Origin of the sequence: Nocardia asiatica NBRC 100129, from assembly GCF_000308415.1 — a bacterium.
GTDB classification, from domain to species: Bacteria; Actinomycetota; Actinomycetes; order Mycobacteriales; family Mycobacteriaceae; genus Nocardia; species Nocardia asiatica.
On the sequence record NZ_BAFS01000004.1, the window covers coordinates 1 to 18124 of the forward strand.

16 protein-coding genes are annotated in these 18124 nt (G+C 69.6%); 6 read left to right on the forward strand and 10 right to left on the reverse strand.

Annotated elements, in window-relative coordinates:
• Positions 1-14: 14 nt before the first annotated feature.
• From ON27_RS00365 to ON27_RS00375, 3 genes are all read right to left on the reverse strand, one after another.
• Positions 15-1709 carry a WXG100 family type VII secretion target gene (locus ON27_RS00365; protein WP_043717539.1) on the reverse strand — a complete coding sequence of 565 codons (1695 nt, stop codon included), beginning with the start codon at positions 1707-1709 and terminating at the stop codon, positions 15-17.
• 124 nt (positions 1710-1833) lie between these two features.
• Positions 1834-2442 carry a hypothetical protein gene (locus ON27_RS00370; RefSeq protein ID WP_043717743.1) on the reverse strand — a complete coding sequence of 203 codons (609 nt, stop codon included), beginning with the start codon at positions 2440-2442 and terminating at the stop codon, positions 1834-1836.
• Between the two features lie 285 nt (positions 2443-2727).
• Positions 2728-3060, reverse strand: coding sequence for a hypothetical protein (locus tag ON27_RS00375; RefSeq protein WP_043717541.1), 333 nt, complete (start codon positions 3058-3060; stop codon positions 2728-2730).
• A 652-nt stretch (positions 3061-3712) separates the two neighbouring features.
• On the opposite strand from ON27_RS00375, the gene ON27_RS00380 reads away from it, so the two are divergent.
• From ON27_RS00380 to ON27_RS00395, 4 genes are read left to right on the forward strand one after another with little or no spacing between them, the layout of a single operon-like run.
• Complete coding sequence (locus ON27_RS00380; RefSeq protein WP_043717544.1) at positions 3713-4762, forward strand: helix-turn-helix transcriptional regulator; 1050 nt, start codon at positions 3713-3715, stop codon at positions 4760-4762.
• Entirely contained in the window at positions 4759-6198 is a 1440-nt protein-coding gene (locus ON27_RS00385; protein ID WP_043717548.1) for a pyridoxal phosphate-dependent aminotransferase, read from the forward strand. The genes ON27_RS00380 and ON27_RS00385 overlap by 4 nt, the downstream gene beginning before the upstream one ends.
• Positions 6195-7169 carry a Rossmann-fold NAD(P)-binding domain-containing protein gene (locus ON27_RS00390; RefSeq protein ID WP_043717552.1) on the forward strand — a complete coding sequence of 325 codons (975 nt, stop codon included), beginning with the start codon at positions 6195-6197 and terminating at the stop codon, positions 7167-7169. The genes ON27_RS00385 and ON27_RS00390 overlap by 4 nt, the downstream gene beginning before the upstream one ends.
• A gap of 31 nt (positions 7170-7200) precedes the next feature.
• The gene (locus tag ON27_RS00395; RefSeq protein WP_043717555.1) at positions 7201-7968 is read left to right on the forward strand and encodes an SDR family NAD(P)-dependent oxidoreductase; all 768 of its coding nucleotides are present in this window, start codon (positions 7201-7203) and stop codon (positions 7966-7968) included.
• Here the strand turns inward: ON27_RS00395 and ON27_RS00400 are convergent, their stop codons facing one another.
• Positions 7969-8607, reverse strand: coding sequence for a class I SAM-dependent methyltransferase (locus ON27_RS00400; protein WP_043717560.1), 639 nt, complete (start codon positions 8605-8607; stop codon positions 7969-7971). It abuts the gene before it with no gap.
• Between the two features lie 107 nt (positions 8608-8714).
• Between ON27_RS00400 and ON27_RS00405 the strand changes: the two genes are divergently transcribed.
• Positions 8715-10130, forward strand: coding sequence for an NHL repeat-containing protein (locus tag ON27_RS00405; RefSeq protein ID WP_043717564.1), 1416 nt, complete (start codon positions 8715-8717; stop codon positions 10128-10130).
• A gap of 798 nt (positions 10131-10928) precedes the next feature.
• Here the strand turns inward: ON27_RS00405 and ON27_RS00410 are convergent.
• Complete coding sequence (locus ON27_RS00410; RefSeq protein ID WP_043717745.1) at positions 10929-11945, reverse strand: stage II sporulation protein M; 1017 nt, start codon at positions 11943-11945, stop codon at positions 10929-10931.
• A gap of 43 nt (positions 11946-11988) precedes the next feature.
• Here ON27_RS00410 and ON27_RS00415 point away from each other — a divergent pair, with 43 nt between their 5' ends.
• On the forward strand, positions 11989-12798 hold the full coding sequence (locus ON27_RS00415; protein WP_043717567.1) for an RDD family protein: 810 nt from the start codon (positions 11989-11991) through the stop codon (positions 12796-12798).
• On the opposite strand, the gene add is transcribed toward ON27_RS00415, so the two are convergent.
• The 5 genes from add to ON27_RS00440 form a co-directional block, all read right to left on the reverse strand.
• Positions 12777-13796 carry an adenosine deaminase gene (gene add, locus ON27_RS00420; protein ID WP_043717570.1) on the reverse strand — a complete coding sequence of 340 codons (1020 nt, stop codon included), beginning with the start codon at positions 13794-13796 and terminating at the stop codon, positions 12777-12779. The genes ON27_RS00415 and add overlap by 22 nt on opposite strands.
• 25 nt (positions 13797-13821) lie before the next feature.
• Positions 13822-15117, reverse strand: a complete 1296-nt coding sequence (locus ON27_RS00425; protein WP_043717573.1) for a DUF58 domain-containing protein — start codon at positions 15115-15117, stop codon at positions 13822-13824.
• A 3-nt stretch (positions 15118-15120) separates the two neighbouring features.
• A complete protein-coding gene (locus ON27_RS00430; protein WP_043717576.1) occupies positions 15121-16098 on the reverse strand; it encodes an AAA family ATPase in 978 nt (325 codons plus the stop codon).
• A gap of 67 nt (positions 16099-16165) precedes the next feature.
• Positions 16166-17248: a DUF4129 domain-containing protein gene (locus tag ON27_RS00435; RefSeq protein ID WP_083887296.1), complete on the reverse strand. Its 1083-nt coding sequence runs from the start codon at positions 17246-17248 to the stop codon at positions 16166-16168.
• Positions 17245-18042: a hypothetical protein gene (locus ON27_RS00440; protein ID WP_245559726.1), complete on the reverse strand. Its 798-nt coding sequence runs from the start codon at positions 18040-18042 to the stop codon at positions 17245-17247. Before ON27_RS00440 ends, ON27_RS00435 begins: the two co-directional genes overlap by 4 nt.
• Positions 18043-18124 lie beyond the last annotated feature (82 nt).

The following is an 18124-nucleotide window of genomic DNA, read 5'->3' on the forward strand; positions in this document are numbered from 1 at the left end:
GATCTGTACCGCCACTAAGCGCTCGATCGCCCGCGTGCGTGTTCGACGACCAGCCGATGCAGCACCTTCGCGGGTCCGCATGCGCTCTCGCCACGCAGTTCGACTTCGGTGAACGCCTCCACCACCGCCGCGACGGGATCGAGAACGCCGTCGGCGAAGCAGTCGCGGATCAGGTGGGCGCGCCATTCCCGGAAACCGCGAACGACCTCGGCCAGGCTGTCCCCGCGGTCCCACGGCCCGCTGATGCGCCGGTACTCCATGATCAACGAACGGTGCGCCGACTGCCGGACGCGGGGACCGGAATCCGCCTCGAGTATCCGGCCGAGATCGCGCACGATGGTCGAATACATCGGCCGCTCGTCGGACCCGGCCACGCGCCGGCCCGATCGAGTCGCGAGCGCGATCTTCTCGGCGAGCAACGCGGGGTTTGCCGCTGCCACCCGGTCGAGCAGAATCCATCCGCCGATGACCGGAGCTTCTTCCGAGTCGATCTCGCGATCCCACTCCACGCGGGACACGCCGCCGTCGCGGAGATCGGTGATCTCGATCCCGGCCAGCCGGATGAACGGGTACTTGCCGAGGATGCCGTCCACGGCCGCCGCGATGTCGTCGACGGTGTGTTTCGCGACGCCGGAGGTGCCGAATCCGGCCATGCGCAGTTTGCGGCGCGCGGCGAGTGCCTCCACGGCGGCCATGGCCTCAGGGTCGGTCCGCACGCGGGAGCGCTTCGCCGCCCTCGTCACGGGCTTCGGTTTGCGCTGTTTCGCGTCCTTGCCGGGTTTCCCGGGGTTCTCCGCGCCGGGCTGCGGACCTCTGCGACCCGGCGGGAAGACCTGGCTCGGCGAGCCGCCGGGTGCGCCGCGCGACCACGGCGTACCAGGGGCGTTCCGCATCCACGGGGAACCGGTGGGTGGCCTGGAGAACCTGGACTCCGGCGGGCGTCTCGCCGCCGAGTTGTCGGGTGCGCTCGATTTGGGGGTCGCCTGCGCTGCCGGTGGATTCGCCGTCGATGTGGCCGCTGGAGGTGTGGCCGAGGGCGACGTGGGTGTCCGGGCGGGCGGTTCGGCGTTTCGCGCGACCGGCGCGGGCCGGTCGGGCACCGAAGGCGTCGGGTTCGAGCCGAGAGACGGTTGCTGCTCGGGCAGGTAGGAGTTGTCGTTCGGAAGGTAGTCGCCGACGTTCGGCTGATTGGGCAGGACCGGGTTGCCGTCTGGCTGGTAGCCGCGTTGATCCGCAGGCTGTGCGGCGTCGGAGGCGGAAGTCCGGACGGGTGCGGTGGCGCTCGGAGCGGAATCAGGCCCGGCGACATTCGACGGGGAGACGGGGCGCAACGGCTCCGGGTTCTGCCACAGCGGTTGGTCGAACGAAGGGCCGACGACAGGGTCGGAGCCGAACGGATCCTGGTCGCGCAGTTGGAAGCCGATGTTCTGGTCTTGGTCTTGCAGAGCGTCGCCCGCGTCGGCGACGCTGCTGCTCATCCCGCGCAAATTGTGGACCAGGTTTTCGAATCCGGTGATGCCCTTCTCAGCCGCGGGCTCGTAGCTGTCGCCGAAGACCCGGCCCGGCTCGTCCTTGCCCCAGCACTCGCCCTCGGTGGCGAGTCTGTCCTTCAGGCGCGCGAGTTCCTGCTGCGCCGTATCGGCGATGGAGGCGAGTTCCGGGGTCAGCGCTCGCAGCAGGTCCGTATCCACCCGCAACGATTGAGCCATACCGCGGCAAACCCTTCACCCTGCGTCGACGACACCGAGAGAAGACATTGTCCTACCGGACCCCCCTGAATTGGGGGCCATGCCTTCTCCTCACTGGGAAGGGTGCGACTCTGTGCGGTGGCGGTTACCTCTGTGGCGAAGTCAGCGTCGGCTTGTGCAGGTCGAAGTAGGCGACCTCGGCCATGAGCCGGTTCTCCTCCTCGAACAGCGACTGCAGATCGTCCGGTATCTCCATTTTCTCGTGTTCGCGTGCCTCGGCTTCGGAGGTGAAGTACACCGCCTCGACGAATCCGTCGTCGCCGTAGGTTCCCAGCGTGCCGCCGAGAATCTCCGGGCGTACTTCGTGCACCCGATCGCCCGACTGCGCCAAGATCTCGCGCATCCGGCGCGCGTCACGCGTGTGACCCTCGATGACCTGCACGAATCCGGCGCGGTCCGAGCCGCCGCCCATCCACTGCGTGACATCGGCGCAATCCATGAACGTGACCGGGCCGTCGAAGCATTGCTTGGTTTCCTCCCACCAAGCGCCCTGTTCGGGACGCTCGCTGTTGCGGCGGGCGGCCTCCGCGGATTCGAATCGGGCCAGCGCGATGAAGGTGCCGTCGTCGCACAGTCCGCTCGTCGTGCCGAGATAGCCGAAGGCTCCCGGCTGCAGTTCCTCGTTCCACCGATCCATGCACTGACGCAGTCGGGCCGGGTCGGCGGCCTTGCCTTGGATGACTTGGATGAACATCGGTTCCTCCTGGGACGGAGTGACCACTCCGCGGTGTCGCCGGCCCGTCACATGGTGGTCCACCGAGGGGCGGGACACCCGCACGGCCCACGACGGCGGCCGGCGCACAGTCAATCGTTCGCCGCTCGGTGGCCGCACGCAAGTGCCGGACGCCGGCGCACAGCCGGTGCATCAGTGCGGCGCAGAATCGGGCGACGCGCCCGCCGAAGTCGTGCGGCAAGCAGGACGAATCGGGCGGAAGCGCGGCCTGGCCGCTCGCATTTTCGCTGTTCTCCACCAGGCCGCTCAGGCGGCGGAAAGAGGCGTTTCGGCGCAGCGGGCTGCCGCGTTGTCGCGTTCGGTGATGCGGGCGTACAGCCGGATCAGCACCTCGCGCAGGGTGAGGCCCAGCTCGGCGGCGTGAATGGCGGCCACTTCGAGGGCGAGGTCGCTGGTGAGCGTGCGGGGATCGCTGAGCATTTCGTCCAGGACCATGCCGCTCACTGCCCGTGCGCGCGTCAAACTCACAGTGGGCAGCCAGCTCAGCTCCCAGACTTCGCCGGAGGAGAAGGGAAGCGGCCGAGCGCTTTCCGGGGTGATGTCGCTGGTGATGATCGAATCGGTGATGTCGAGTGCCATGATCCGCTCTCATTCACTCTGTTTCGGGTCGACGCGGACCCGCCGATCGCCGGGGTGCGGTGACCGTGCTCGGTCACGGCCCGAACGCGGTGGCTTCGTCCGTGCCTGATTGCTTGGGTGCCCGAATGCTTCGGGGATCGGCGCGAATGACGGTGGATGGTCACGCCTGGCCGGAGGCTGTGCCTGCGCGGCCCGGCCCGCGCCACGAGGAGGTATCCGTGCGGGCACCTCCTAGAGTTGTCGGACCACCGAGGCCGGCGAGGAAACCCTTGCGCCGACCGACGATTTCGGTGACTTCGATATCCAGGCTAGGTAAGGCCACCTCATGCTGTCAACGAAGCTTCAACGCTTCGTGAAGATACTTGTTGTGCTTCAGCGCTCCGAAATAATCATGCAGATCAACATTTGGCAGACCTCCGCGCGATTATCGTTCCTCACCGGTGAGTGGAGCCTGTGAAGCGCGTTTCTGGGCCGGTGTGGCAGTCTTGCCTCGCGCGGCTCGGAATCAACAGCCGCTCGAATGGATCTCGCGTTGACAACGAAAATTGGCGAACGCGATTCATCGGCCACCGCTTGACACTTGATGATTAGAATGTTGCATCGTGATACGCCATGAGCATGCGTATGCAAGGTGCGGGATGGGAGGCACGGCATGGCTGACTCGGGCTCGGACGAGCAGGTCGGCAATCTGGTCCGCAGGCTACGCCTGGAACGCGGATACACCCAGGCGGCGCTCGCCACCAGAGCCGGCTGCTCCCGCAGCCTCATTCAGCAGATCGAGAACGGCAGCCGCGTCCCGCCGCTCGCGCTGCGGGAACGACTGAGCCTGGCCCTCGGTGCGGAACTGCCCACCGACGGCAGTGCCGATCCCGCGACCGATCCGGCCGGCAGCGCCTACTACGACTTGCGGATGCGGTTCAACGTCCTACTGGGCAAAGACCCCGAATCGGTCGCGCGCGCTTTGGATATCGCGCAGAGCCTGATCGACGCCTCCGGCGCGCGAGCGGAGATCGAGCCGCTGCGCCTGATCGCCGATCGGCAGCTGGAGCGGGCCGAGGAGATCCTCGCGCAGATCCCTTCGCGCAGCGCCACGGTGTGGGAATGGAACACCGTCACCGACTGGCTGACGATCCTGGAGCAGACCACCACGTCGGTGCGCGCGATCCACACCGCGGACCTGGGCACGATCGGCGGTGACGTCGGCGACGACTATCACGCGGCGATCCTGCGCCTGGCCGACAAGGCCCACCCGCCCAAGATCGACGTGCGGCGGATGTATGTGCTCGACGACATCTCGGACGTCTGGCCCTATGACGACAAACTGTGGAAACAGGCCCGCTCGGGGGTGGAGAGCGTGCTGGTCAAGCGCGAGTACGCGCGCAACGCGCAGAGCATGCTCGTGGTGGACGACCGCTACGTCGCGGTGGGCGAGTACGACTACTCGCGCCAGGCCAGGGTCGCGACGCGTTTCTCGGTGCTGAAGCACGACGTCGCGTTCGCGGTCCGGCGGTTCGAGAAACTCTACGATCTCAGACGCGCGGGGGCGGCCATCGTGGTCGACCAGATCGTCGCGCAACCGCCGCTGGCGGAGTTCGAACGCCTCGCCGAAGGCAATTGCCGCAGTCTGTTCCGCGCCGCGCTGCAGGAGAGGTGGAACGCCATGCCGACACCGGAGGACTCTTCAGAAGGCGAGGTGCCGTGACTCGGAGCCAGGTGCTCACCGATCCGCTCGCCGACCTGGCGATGCTGACCAACCGCTCGGAGGCCAGGAAGCGGGAGGTGCGCGCGCGCCTGCCCCGGGACGCGTGGTTCGCGGGGGCCGATGGTCGTCGCTACACCGGCGTCATCGACGCCTACCACGGGGAAACCGGCCGGGCGCCGGACGCGCACGCCGTCGCGGCCCTGGACCGAGCGTGGCGGGAGAGCCTGCACATCGCGCCACCGGCCGAATATCTCGACGGGCGGCTGTACGACAAGCGGCAGCCGCTGATCCTGCGGGAGCTGGCGGCCCGCAGGCTTTTCGAGGGTCTGTCGCATCCGGTGGAAGGGGTGCCCGGGGTCCGGGTGCGCGCGGAGGAGGTGATCGTCTGCCCGTATTCCAGCACCATGCTGCTCGAGGAGGCCGTCGCTACCCTGGCCAGGCCCGGTGGGGTCATCGTGTGCCCGGAGGGGTTCTACAAGAGCTCGAGCATCCACGTCGAGAAGTTCGGCTTGCGGATCGTGTCGTGCCCGGTGGCTCCGGACGACGCCTTCAAGATCGACCCGGCGCGGTTGGCCCGCTGCCTCGACGAACTGCGCGCGACGGGCGAACTGTGCGGCGTGCTGCTCACGTTGCCGGGCAACCCGGTGGTCGCCGACTACACCGCTGCCGAGCTGGCGCAGATCGGGCGGGTGCTGCTCGACTGCGGTGTCCCCGTCATCTGCGATATGGCGTTCGACCGGCTGGTGACTTCGCACATTCCCATCGCCGCGCTGCACGTGGAGACCGAGCAGGGCGTCCGTCGGCTCTACGACGTGGTGCTGACCATTACGGGAAACTCCAAGGGGTTTAACGCTTTCGGCCCCTGCAAGATGGGCGCGGCATGCACCGGCGACATCGCGTGGCTGGATCGGATCCGGGAACGGCTCACCATCTCCTTCCAGCGCGAGACCACTCACTTGGCCCGCGCGATCCTGGAACACACCCCCGAGGACTACTTCGAGCACAACCACGCGCTGATGCGCGCGCAGATCGATCGGGCTCGCACCCACATCGCCGCGATCAACGCCCGGTTCGGGACCGATGTGCTGCGCCCGCTGGGCAGCCCGGAAGGGATGTTCGTCTCGGTCGTGTTCGATCGCGCCCTCCTCGACCGGGCGGGCGTGCGCACCAGCGCCGAGGTGGAGGACCTGGTGCTCGCCGTGGCAGGCGTGGACAGTGTCGCGCTCGACCGGACCGGCTCGCTGCGTCCCGGCATCCGCTTGAACGTCCTCGCCCCGCGCAAAGCGCCGCGACACGAATCACCCGCTCTGATCGAGGAGCTGTTCGACCGGGTCGAGCAATTGATCCGGGACGTCGCCGGCGGCCTCACCTACCGCGACGCACTCGCCGCACGCGGCCTGACCGCCCTGACCGCTGAACCGCGGGCCGCGCGGTGATCGTCGGGGTGCTGCGCGAGACGGCCCCGCGAGAGGCCCGGGTGGCGCTCACTCCCGAGGGCGTGCGCACACTTTCCACGGCGGGACTTCAGGTCGTCGTGGAGGAAGGCGCGGGGCGGGCAGCGGGTTTCGCCGACGCTGCTTACCGTACGTCCGGGGCGGACGTCGTCGCGGATCGGGCGGCGGTCTTCGAGCGCGCCGGCCTCGTGGTGTGGGTGAAACCGCCCGCGTTCACGCTGGATTCGATGCCGCTGCGTCCGGGGACGACGCTGGTCGGTTTCCAGGATCCGCACTGTCGCCGCGACGAGATGGACCGATTGCGCGGTCGCGGCATCGAGTCGGTCGCCTTCGACTGGGTGCCGCGGGAGGCCGCGACCACCGAATTCGACGCGCTGTCCACCATGAGCCGGATCGCGGGGGCGGTGGGTTACGCCGAAGGGAGGCGACTGCTGGCCGCGCCGCGCCGCGCACGTCCGGTGCGTGCCCTCGTGCTGGGGTGCGGAGTGGCGGGGCTCGCGGCGATCGCGGCAGCGCGCACGTTCGACGACGAGCAGCCGACGGCGGTCGGTCACCGCGTCGAGCAGCGGGCCGCCGCTCTCGAGGCGGGCGCCGGGCATTTCGTGCCGAACCGAGACGGCAACGCGGCACTGCTGGAGTGCCTGGCAACGACGCCGCCCGACCTCGTCGTCTGCACCGCCGTGCACCGCGGATCGCGGGCGCCGCTCCTGCTCGATCAGGAGGCGCTGGGAATGCTGGGCGCGGGGACCGTGGTGGTGGATCTCGCGGCCAAGGCGGGCGGCAACTGCGTCGCCACAGTCGCGGACCGGACCTTCACACTGCCGAGCGGCGTGGTGGTCACGCATCGCTCCAACTACCCGGCCGTCCGCCCGGCGGCGGCCAGTCACGCGTACGGCGCGGCGGCGGCCGCCATGGTGCTGCGGATCGCCCGGGAAGCAGCCGAAGCGCCTTGACGCTCGATGAGAACGTGTTCTAATTTTTGGCATGCGCAGATTTGACGGCCGCCGCGTGGTGGTGACGGGAGCGGGATCCGGCATCGGGCAGGGCATCGCCTTGCGGTTGCTGGACGAAGGGGCGCAGCTGGTCGCCGCCGATATCGACACGGCGGGCCTGGCGGCCACCGCGGAGAAGGCGGGCGACGGCGCCGAACGCCTGCGAACCGTGCGGGTCGACACGGCCGATCCGGAATCCGTGCGCACGGCGACCGAGCAGGCGCTGGAGTTCCTCGGCGGGCTGGACGTGCTGGTCAACGCGGCGGGCATCCTGCGGCCCGCGCGCACCCACGAGATGCCGCTCGAGGTGTGGGATCAGGTGATCAGGGTGAACCTCACCGGAACTTTCCTGATGACCCAGGCCGCGCTGCCCGCTCTGCTCGACACCGGACGCGGAGTGGTGGTCAACATCTCCTCGACCGCGGCTTTCAGCGCGGCGCCCTATCTGGCCTCCTACGCCGCGTCCAAAGGCGGCGTGAACGCCTTCACCCACGCCATCGCCTTGGAGTACGCCAAGCAGGGGTTGCGCGCGGTGAACATCGTTCCAGCCGGCATCACCAGCGGCATCACGACGAAGTCCATCCTGGATCAGCCCGAGGGGTTCGATCCACAACTGTTCTCCCGGATGACCGGTTGGCTCAACGGTGGTGCGCTGGGCAGTCCGGAGGACATCGCCGGGGTCGTGGCCATGGTCGCTTCCGACGACGGGCGGTACATGACCGGCACCGAGATCCGGGTGGACGGCGGCGCGCTGATGTAGTCAGCGAGGAGTCGCGACCAGCAAGTGATGCGGGATCGGCGTGCTCGCGAGCCGCCGGTGCTCGACATCGCAGCCCGCCTGTTCCAGCGTGGCGAGCACCTCCGGCACCGGGCGCAGCGTGAAGCCGTAGGACGTGAACGGCAGTTTCGCCATCGCGTCCGGATCGCCGATACCGATCACCAACCGGCCGCCCGGCCGGACCGCCCGGATCAGTTCGGCGCCGGCCGCGGCCAGATCCGGCACGAAGTAGACGGTATTGACCGTGATCGCCGCGTCGAGGCTGTCGTCGGCCAGCGGCAGTGCGGTGAGCGAGCCCTCCGCCAGGCGCAGGCGACCGGAATCGAGGTCGCCGGTGTGACGGGAGCGGGCCCTGGCCAGCATGTCGGCGGAGATCTCGACGCCGTGCACCACGCCGTTCGCGCCGACCCGATCGAGCAGCAGGGAAAGTCCCGCCCCACCGCCGAATCCGATGTCGGCGGCGACACCGCCCGGCGCCACGCCCGCGGCCTCGACCGCCCCGGCGATGGCGGCCTTGTTGCCGCGGTTGAGCAGGAACGCGACGCCTTTGCCCAGTACGCCGTGTGGATTGCCGAGCTGACCGGCGAGGGTGGAAAGCAGGCGGGCCCGAACAGCGTTCATGGCGCCATCGTAGCGGCCCGGCGGTACCGGACGAGGCAGCGAATGTCCGAATACTGTTGCTGCGGGGTCCGTTCGGACACCGCGTCGCCTACCGAAGGAGGACCGCGATGCGCCGACCGGTGCTCGCTGTCGCCGCCTGCGCGCTGGTTCTGCTGCCCGGTCAGCCCGCGTCGGCCGCCGAGCCGTGGGGACCGCTCGCGCCGCCGAATCCTTTCCTCGGGCCGCCCGGGACCGCGACCATGCACGGCGACGCAGGGTCCTCGGACGTGACCGCGCTCGCCGGGCCCGGCGACCGCGCCGCCGTGGTCGCGGCGTATCCGCTGGCGTCCGCGTGCCCCACGCTGCTGGAAGGATCGGACCGTCTCGTGGTCGCCCTGTGCACCGCGATCGCGGGACAGACCCCGACGGTGCATCTACTCGATCCCGCGGCTCCCGGGCCGTTGGCGGGTTCGCTCGCCGCGCTGCCGTTGACCAGAGGCAGCCTGCTCGGCGGCGTCTACGCCTACCTCGATCAGGACGACCGTTTGGTGGTCGTGGACGGCGCCGACCGGCTGCTGCGCATACGGCACGAGCGCGACGAAGCGGGGACCTGGCGGCTGGTCAGCGAAGACGTCGCCGATCTCGGCCCGGTTCTTCCGCCGGGCGACCACGTGACCGGACTCGTGCCGGACTGGTCGGGCAACGTGTGGTTCGCGACCGGTCAGGGGGTGGTCGGGTTCGTCACGGCCACCGGCCGGGTGACGGCCTCGGCGCTGCCCGCAGGCGAGCGCGTGGCCAACAGCATCTCGGCGGCGCCGAGCGGGCACGTCGCGGTGGCGACGACGCACGCGCTGTACGAACTGCGCGTCGCCGCGTCCGGCGCTCCGGAGATCGTGTGGCGCGCGGCCTACGACCGAGGCCCGGCGCGCAAGCCGGGGCAGCTGAGTTGGGGCACCGGCTCCACACCCACCTACTTCGGCCCGGAGACCGGTTCGGAGTATCTGACCATCGTCGACAACGCCGACGGACCGGTGCACGCCCTGATCTTCCGTTCGGGGACCGGCCAATTGGTGTGTTCGGCGCCGGTGTTGGGCGCCGGTGGCCCGGGCAGCGAGAATTCGCCGGTGGGGGTCGGCCGCTCGGTCTTCGTGGCCGGCACCTACGGATACCCGTACCCGGCGCTGCCCGAGGGGGCGGGACCCGCGGTCCCGGCGAGCGCGCCGTTCACCGGCGGGATGACGCGCCTGGATGTGACCGGCGACGGATGCCGCGTGGTGTGGGAGAACACGATTCGCAGTGCGGCCGTACCGCGTCTGTCCACCGCCGACGGGCAGTTGTACACGGTCGCCCGCGTCGGCGCCGACCACACCACGCCCCTCGACGGATACGCGGTCACGGTCCTGGACCCGGAGACCGGCGCGGTAACCGCCTCGCACCCTCTTCCCGGCACGGTGGTCGACGATCCACTCCAGACCGCGCCGCAGATCACCCAGGACGGCCACCTGCTGCAAGGCACGATCACCGGAATACTCCGAGTGGGTTGACCACGGGACCGCCCGAAAAGTGACGGCGATCACCTCTCGAATCCGTCGACGGCGGAACGTTGCGGCGCTTACCGGCCAGTGGCGACCGAACACCTGACTGTGACGCGCGTCTCTCGAACCCGCGTGTGGCGGTGTCGGTTTCGTGCGATTCCAGCGGACATGACGGGCAGTGAGGCGAAGATCACATGGGCCGTTTCGGTTGCGGTCCCGGTGCTGATTCCGGCGGACGAACCGGTCGGACCGACCCCTTTTTCGCACCCGGTTAATCCGGAGCCTGCCGGGGAACTGGCCGGTCTTCCGTGCGCGCCACTATGTCCTTACCCGGTTTATTACCGCGTAAACAAACCTGGGGTCTCTTTCTTTCGCAAGACGGTCAGCAACTGGCATTTCTTGCAGATGAACGTGCAGGTGGGAGCCCATGTCGGCGACCATGGAGAGGTCTATCTTCCGGCTCGGCTAACGCCGCGGAGTAGTTCCCCGGCTATTGCGGAGCGGATTCCGGGGGCGGGTTTCAGCCCTCTCTCCGAGGTGGCTTCGACCCCTCGAAACGGCGATGGCGCGGGTCGCAATCAGTTAGCTGACGCGGGGCGAAAGCAGGGTGTCCCAAGGGTTTGCTGGGGTGCTGCTTTATACGCTTGACCTCGGCGGGGAGGGTTGCGTAGGGATAACGATTGTGTAGAGTTGACGGTAACGCTGGCCGCAGCTCGAGCCGGACTCGCTGCGGCCAGCGGAACTCAAATGGGGGACTTCCGAACCGATTCGACGCCACTTAGCTGTCGATTGTCCCGACTCGACCGCTCACCGTGTGCTGAATGTTGGCTGCGTCACAGTTCCGAGGTCGCCGTCCGTCGAGGCGCCACTCGGTTCCGTCCGCGGCGTGACGGCGCGGCGGCCGACGCCGAACACGTACGCCAGGAACAACGCCTCGGCGGTGAACCCGATCGCGATGCGGACCGGTGCGGGCAGCGGGCTCGGCGTCACGAACCCTTCGATCAAGCCACACACCAGCAGTACCGCGACCAGGCCCAGAGCCACGGTCGCGGTCGCCCGGCCCTGCCTGGCCACCGCCTCCACCCGGCTGAGCCGGCCCGGATCGATCAGGGTCCAGCCGAGTTTCAGGCCCGCGCCACCCGCGACGAACACCGCGGTCAATTCCAGCGTGCCGTGCGGAAGGATGAAGCCGAAGAACGAATCCAGCCGCCCCGCGTCGGCCATCAGCCCCGCCGTGACGCCCAGATTGAGCGCGTTCATGAACAGCAGGTACACCGCAGGCAGGACGAGCACCCCGGTGAACAGGGCGATCGCTGCCACCCAGGCGTTGTTCGTCCACACCTGTGCGGCGAAAGCTCCCTGCGGATGCTCCGAGTAGTAGGTCTCGAACGCACCGCCCGGCGCGGTGAGACTCCTTGTGTCGCGCGGAAGCCCGAGTACCTCGCGGGCGGATTCGAACCGGTCCACCCAGACGGCCAAGCCGGTCGAGACGGCCAGGAACATCGCGGCCACGCCGACCCACCACGGCCACGAGCGATACAGGGCCGCCGGGAAGCGGTGGCTGAAGAATCGGCCGATCTCCTGCCAGGTATCGGCTCGCGTGCCGAGCACCCGGCCGCGCGCACGCGCCAGCAGGGCGCTCAGACCGGCGATCAGCTCCGGGTCCGGGCTGTGCGATTGCAGTCGCGCCAGCTGCTGGGAGGTGCGGCGGTAGAGCACGACGAGTTCGTCCGCCTCCGCGCCGGTCAGCTTGCTCCGCTTGGACAAGTAGTCCAGCCGCTCCCACGCCCTGCGGTGCGCCAGGCTGTATGCGTCCACGTCCATTCGGTTGCCTCCCACTCCCGCCGGTCGCAAGAATGCTATCGACATGGCTGAGTTCACCACCGGCGAAGCAGTGGCCCTCGAACTGCCGATCGCCCGGATCCCCACGAGGGCCACCGCGTTCCTGATCGACGTGCTGGCCCAGTGCACGCTCGGGTTCGTACTGCTGTTCGCGATCGTCACGCTGATGCTGCCCGCGGGCGTCGACTCCGCCTGGCTGGACGTGGTGATGCTGGTCACCATCGTGACCGTCCTGGTCGGGTACCCGGTGGCCTGCGAGACCGCTTGGCGGGGGCGCACACTGGGCAAAATGATGCTCGGGCTGCGCGTGGTGCGCGAGGACGGCGGGCCGATCGACTTCCGCCACGCGCTCACCCGCGGCTTGGCGGGCGCGATCGTCGATTTCTGGATGCTCGGCGGATTCGGCGCCATCGCGGTGCTCACCTCGATGTGTTCCCCGCACGCGCGCCGGATCGGTGACGTGCTCGCGGGCACCGTGGTCGTGCACGCGCAACGACCGCTGCCGCCGCCCGCGCTGGCGGTCGCGCCGCCGTGGCTGACCGCGTGGAGCGCTCAGCTGGACCTGGTCGGGCTGCCGGAGGATCTCGCGCTGGCGGTGCGCCAGTACCTGACGCGCTTCCGCACGCTGACGCCCGCGGCGCAACATCACCTGGGCACGGCGCTCGTGACCGAGGTGTGCGGCCGCCTGCGAGTCGCGCCGCCCGCCGCCTGCCCGCCGCTGCAGATCCTCGGCGCGGTCATCGCCGAACGTCAGCGCCGGGTGCTGCCGCCGCCGATGTTCCCCGTGTTCCCGCCACTGCCGCCGCGCGCCGCTCAGCCGTACGCGGCGACGTAGTCGTCGACCTCGCGGACGAAGGCGTCCTGGCGCGCGGGCGTGATCCAGGAGGCACGGAAGGAGTTCCTGGCCAGCTCGGCCAGCCGCTCGAACCCGAGGTCCGCCTGCTCGGCGAGTGCCAGGTAGTTGTCGGCCACGTATGCGCCGAAGTACGCCGGGTCGTCGCTGTTGACGGTCACGGTCAAGCCGCGGTCGAGCAGGCCGACGATCTCCGCCGACTTCATCTGCGCGGTGACGAACGAGTTCGACACCGGACAGCAGGTGAGCGCGATCCCTCCGGACTTCGCCAGTTCCACCAGGCGGTCGTCCTCCACGATGTTCGTGCCGTGATCGAGGCGGTCGACGGCGATGTCCTCCAAGGCCTGGCGGATGTGCTCGATCGAATCCGGCTGGTCGATGTCGCAGTGCATGGTCAGCAGGAACCCTTCGGCGCGGGCGCGCTGGAAGACGGCGGCGAACTTGCTCGGCGGGTTGCCGCGCTCGTCGGAGTCGAGCCCCACGCCGACGATCCAGCTCTTGTAGGGCAGCGCTTCCAGTAACGTCGCCATGGCGTATTCCGCCGAGTGGTCGCGCAGGAAGCACAGGATCAGCTCGGCGGAGATCCCCAGTTCCCGCCGCGCCCGCGCGATCGCCGACCGGTATCCGCTGATCACCGTGGCGAACGGAACGCCGCGCCCGGTGTGCGCCTGCGGATCGAAGAACAGCTCGACATGGCGCACGCCTTGTCCGTGTGCCCGGCGCAGATAGTCGAATGCCAGGTCGTGGAAGTCCTCCGGCCGCTGTAGGACGCGCATCGCGGGGTAGTAGACCCGCAGGAACGACGTCAGGTCGTGGAATCTATAGGTCTGCTTGACCTCGTCCACGCTCTTCTCCGGCAGTTCGATGCCGTTGCGCCGGGCGAGCCGGAACTTGAGCTCCGGCTCCAAGGTCCCTTCCAGATGCAGGTGCAGCTCCGCTTTGGGCAATCCGCGGACGAAGGCGGCGAGATCCGAGGCCATGGGGACATGATCCTCCTCCGCGGCCTCAAAGGGCGCCGGACTGCTTCAGTTCCAGATATTCGTCCGCCAGGGCTTCCGGCAAGCGTTCCGGCGACGCCGCTACCACCGCGATCCCGGTGCGGCGCAGCGATTCCTGCACCAGCGCCCGTTCGGCCAGCACGGATTCGGCCGCGGCCGCGGCGTAGAGGTCGGACAGGGCGTCCCGCCGCACGGCGGCCGCGGCGACATCGGGATCGGTCACCGAGACGATGAGCACCCGATGGCGCTGCGTGAGCACCGGCAGCACGGGCAGCAGGTTCTCCTCGACCGCGGCGCCGTCCAGGCTGGTGAACCAGACGACCAGGCTGCGACGGCGGGCGCGCTGCAGGGCCGCCCGCACAAGTCCGGAGCTGTCGGTGTCGACCAGGGCCGGGGTGATGCCCGCCATGGCGTGCATCAGTTTCAGCTGCAACCCCTTCCCGCCGGCGCCACGCACTTCGGCGCGCGGCAGCCGGTCGAAGGCCAGCAGGTCGACCGAGTCGCCCGCGGCGGCCGCGAGACCGCCGAGCAGCAGGGCCGCTTCGATGCTCGCGTCCAAGCGCGTGCCCTCGCCGACCCGCCCCGCACTGACCCGTCCGGTGTCCAGCAGCATCAGCATGTGCCGGTTGCGCTCGGGACGCCACGTGCGGACCAGGACGTCGGTGGCGCGGGCGGTGGCGCGCCAGTCGATGGCGCGCACGTCGTCTCCGGCGACGTACTCGCGGAAGGAGTCGAACTCGGTGCCCTGCCCGCGCAGATTGGCCACGTTGCGTCCGTCGAGATGCTGCAATCGTCTGACTTTCGACCGCAGCAGCCGTTCGGTGCGGAAAGCGGGCAGCGCGCGGATCCGGGCGGGCACGCTGCGCCTGGTCTGCCTGCCCGCCAGGCCGAGCGGCCCGAGCAGCCGGACGGTGATCCGGCCCGCGACCCGATCGCCGCGGTAGGTGGGGGTGAGCGTGGTGCGCAGCCGAACCTTGGTGCCCGGCGCGAGATCGAGTTGATGAGCGCGATGTTCCGCGCGTGCGCTGTCGGGCCAGTCGTCCCACACCATGCCGCGCAGCACCCTGGTTCCGGTGTTGACCGCCACGAGTTCCACCTCGGCGCTGCGTCCGAGCCGCACGGTGGTCATGGCCTCGCGGGAAAGCGTCAGGTCTCGCGCCCGCCCGGCCGCGGCGAGATCGATGAGCAGTCCGATCGCCAGGACAGCGGTCGCCACCGCCACGCCGAGCAGGGACGGCAGAACCAGGGTGACGAACAGGGCCGCCACCCCTGCCGCGGCGGCCAGCCGACCGGTGACGACCATCGCCTACACCGGGACCGGAACCGACAGCAGCAGCGACGACAGCACGCCCTCGGCGGTCACGCCGTCCAGTTCCGCCTCCGGACGCAGGTACAGGCGGTGCCGCAGCACGGCGACCGCGACGGCTTTCACGTCGTCCGGGGTGACGAATCCGCGCCCGTTGAGCCAGGCGAACGCACGCGAGGCGGCCATCAGCGCGGTCGCGCCACGGGTCGAAGCGCCGTGCTGCACGGCGGGCGAGGTGCGGGTGGCCCGGCACACGTCGACGGTGTAGGCGAGCACCTCGGGGCTGATCGTCGTCCGCGCGATCGCGGCGCGCGCGGCGGTGATGTGCTCCGGACCGGCTACGGGACGCAAGCCCGCGCCGGTCAGGTCGCGGGGATCGAAGCCCGCGGCGTGGCGTTGCAGGATGCGGAACTCGTCGTCGCGGCCGGGCAGGTGGATGTCCACCTTGAACAGGAACCGGTCCAGTTGCGCCTCGGGCAACGGGTAGGTGCCCTCCTGCTCGATCGGGTTCTGGGTGGCGACCACGACGAACGGATCGGGCAGCGGCTGCGGCTTCCCGTCCACCGAGACCTGCCGCTCCTCCATCGATTCCAGTAGCGCCGACTGGGTTTTCGGCGGCGTGCGATTGATCTCGTCGGCGAGCAGCAGGTTGGTGAACACCGGGCCGTGCCGGAAGGTGAACTCCGCGGAGTGCGGATCGTAGATCTGCGAGCCGGTGACATCGCCGGGCATCAGGTCCGGGGTGAACTGCACCCGCGCGTGGTCCAGGTCCAGTGCCGTGGCCAGCGCCCGCACCAGGAGCGTCTTCGCCACGCCCGGCACACCTTCGAGCAGCACATGGCCCCGGCACAGCAAAGCGAGCACCAGGTACATGACCGCGGAGTCGTTGCCGACCACCGCTTTGCCGATCTCGGCGCGCAGGGCGTGGAACGCGGCGCCCGCCTGCTCCGCCGTCGGGGTGGTGTCGGTGCTGGTCATTGCGTCTCCTGTGGTTCGCGGGAGTTCCCGCCTGCCGTGGGCCGGACAAGGGTGGGGCGAAGGCGTCTCATCCGACCTCCGATTCGATCCATTCGAGTTGCGCGGCGACCACCTGGAGGGTCCCGGGATCCGGGACCGAGCCGAACAACGCGGCGCCGATCAGCGCCGGATCGGTCCCGATGCGCGCGGCGATCACGGCGACGATCCGGTCCGGCGGCGTGTCGGCCGTGATGCCGAGCGGAGTGCGGATGCGGCGCAGCGTGGCCGCGCGCAGCTTGCCCGCGACGTGGTCGTGGTCCTTCGAGCGGCGGTACAGGGCGGCCTGCCCGGCGAGCAGTTCGTTCGCCGCCACCTCGACCGGACGCGGCTCGCGAACCAGAGCGCCACGCCTGCGCGCCCGCCACCACACCACCAGCGCGGCGGCGATCAGGAACTGCACACCGCCGTAGAAGACCGGTGCGGGCAGCCGATCCCAGATCGCGTCGTCGCCCGGCCCGAAGTTCGGGCCGCTCGGCGGAGGGACATCGGGCAGATCCGGCGGCGGTTGCTGCGGCGGCGGGGTGGGTGCGGTCGGCGCACCGCAGGATTGCAGGGCGCCGTAGAGCAGTAGCAGCAACACGGCCGCCGCGGCGAGCACCGCCCAGAAATGGGGATTGCGCAGCAGTTTCGGCAACAGTGGCAGAGCGCGTCCGGTGCGCGGCGCCTTCTCCACCGCCTCTACCTCGGTGGGTTCGGGGACCGGCGGCGGCGCGCAGGCGGAGTACCGGTCGGCGTACTCGAGCCTGCGGTATTCGTTCTCGGTGGCCCGGCGGCCGCCGTAGACCACCTCGTCGAAACTGTGTGCGGCGGGTTGGATCTCGGTGGCGACCTCGAGCGGCAACGCGGTCGTCACGTCGTCGGCGGTTTCGCGCGCGGTGCGCGATCGCCGGACCTCGAGTACGCCACCCTGTTCCATGCCGCGCAGCACGGCGCGGAATCGTTCCCGCAGGGCACGGTCGAAATCGCGGTGCAGCGCGGCCGCTTCCGCGGCGGCACGGTGGTCGGCGGCGGCGCCGAGCCGCGGTGTGCCGGGCGTGGGATCGCTCGTCGTGGCGGGAGCCTTGCTCAGTGAGACCTCCACCGGACCGCGCGGCGGCTGGGGATCGCTCATCGTGCCTCCCGCCGAGGGACGCGAATGTCCAATCCCTCCCTGCGGCAACGGCGGTCGATATAGCAGACCACGCGCGAGGAAGCCTCGACCACCTCGCCGAATGCCGTGAGCAACAGCACCGCCGAGGTGGTCAGCACGATCACCGGCCACTTGTGTGTACCGGAGAAGTCCGAGACGAACAGCGGAACGGCCAGCAGCGGGACCGCGAGCAGCCCGAACAGGGCTCGCTGGGCGATCCACAACCCGGTGATCGGCCACTGCGCGCCCTCGGCGAGCAGTTTCGCGCGGGCGATGCCGTCGCGGTGCGAGGTGCGTTCGACGAACAGCACCGGCACCGCGACCCAGCGGCAAGCGCGTAGCCAGCCCAGCCAGATCGCAGCCAGCGGAAGTGTGACGATCAGCACGCCGCCGAGCGCGAGCACGCTCAGTCCCACCAGCGTGAACAGCAGCTGGAACACCAGCAGCGGGCCGAATACGGCGCCGACCCGGCGCAACGCCGTCGGCACACCGATCGCGGCGCCGCCGACGGTCGCGACGCCCAGCGCCACGGTCGTACCGCGAATCGCGAACCGCAGCAGCCACGCACAACTCGCGGTCGACAGGATCGCCGCCCAAGCGGTGCCCTGGTCCGAGCCGTCGGTCAGCTCCGAGACCCCCGCGGTCACCGCGACCACCACCGCCTCGGCCAGCAGCAGCCCCGTCACGCCCACCCCGGCCAGGGCACGGATGTTCGCCTGGATCAGCGCGAACGGCACATCGAGCAGTTCACGGAAACTCAGCGGTCGGATCGGCACCGTCGTTCCAGGAGACCCCGGTACCGGATCTGTTCCCGCCCCGACGGCGCCGGCCGGTTCGGCGGCTGGCAGCACGCGCCGA

Coding starts and splice junctions, on each gene's coding strand:
- ON27_RS00395 (WP_043717555.1), top strand. CDS start 7,201: ATGCGCAGATTTGACGGCCGCCGCGTGGTGGTGACGGGAGCGGGATCC.
- ON27_RS00415 (WP_043717567.1), top strand. CDS start 11,989: ATGGCTGAGTTCACCACCGGCGAAGCAGTGGCCCTCGAACTGCCGATC.
- ON27_RS00380 (WP_043717544.1), top strand. CDS start 3,713: ATGGCTGACTCGGGCTCGGACGAGCAGGTCGGCAATCTGGTCCGCAGG.
- ON27_RS00425 (WP_043717573.1), bottom strand. CDS start 15,117: ATGGTCGTCACCGGTCGGCTGGCCGCCGCGGCAGGGGTGGCGGCCCTG.
- ON27_RS00370 (WP_043717743.1), bottom strand. CDS start 2,442: ATGTTCATCCAAGTCATCCAAGGCAAGGCCGCCGACCCGGCCCGACTG.
- ON27_RS00365 (WP_043717539.1), bottom strand. CDS start 1,709: ATGGCTCAATCGTTGCGGGTGGATACGGACCTGCTGCGAGCGCTGACC.
- ON27_RS00405 (WP_043717564.1), top strand. CDS start 8,715: ATGCGCCGACCGGTGCTCGCTGTCGCCGCCTGCGCGCTGGTTCTGCTG.
- ON27_RS00400 (WP_043717560.1), bottom strand. CDS start 8,607: ATGAACGCTGTTCGGGCCCGCCTGCTTTCCACCCTCGCCGGTCAGCTC.
- ON27_RS00375 (WP_043717541.1), bottom strand. CDS start 3,060: ATGGCACTCGACATCACCGATTCGATCATCACCAGCGACATCACCCCG.
- ON27_RS00435 (WP_083887296.1), bottom strand. CDS start 17,248: ATGAGCGATCCCCAGCCGCCGCGCGGTCCGGTGGAGGTCTCACTGAGC.
- ON27_RS00430 (WP_043717576.1), bottom strand. CDS start 16,098: ATGACCAGCACCGACACCACCCCGACGGCGGAGCAGGCGGGCGCCGCG.
- ON27_RS00410 (WP_043717745.1), bottom strand. CDS start 11,945: ATGGACGTGGACGCATACAGCCTGGCGCACCGCAGGGCGTGGGAGCGG.
- add (WP_043717570.1), bottom strand. CDS start 13,796: ATGGCCTCGGATCTCGCCGCCTTCGTCCGCGGATTGCCCAAAGCGGAG.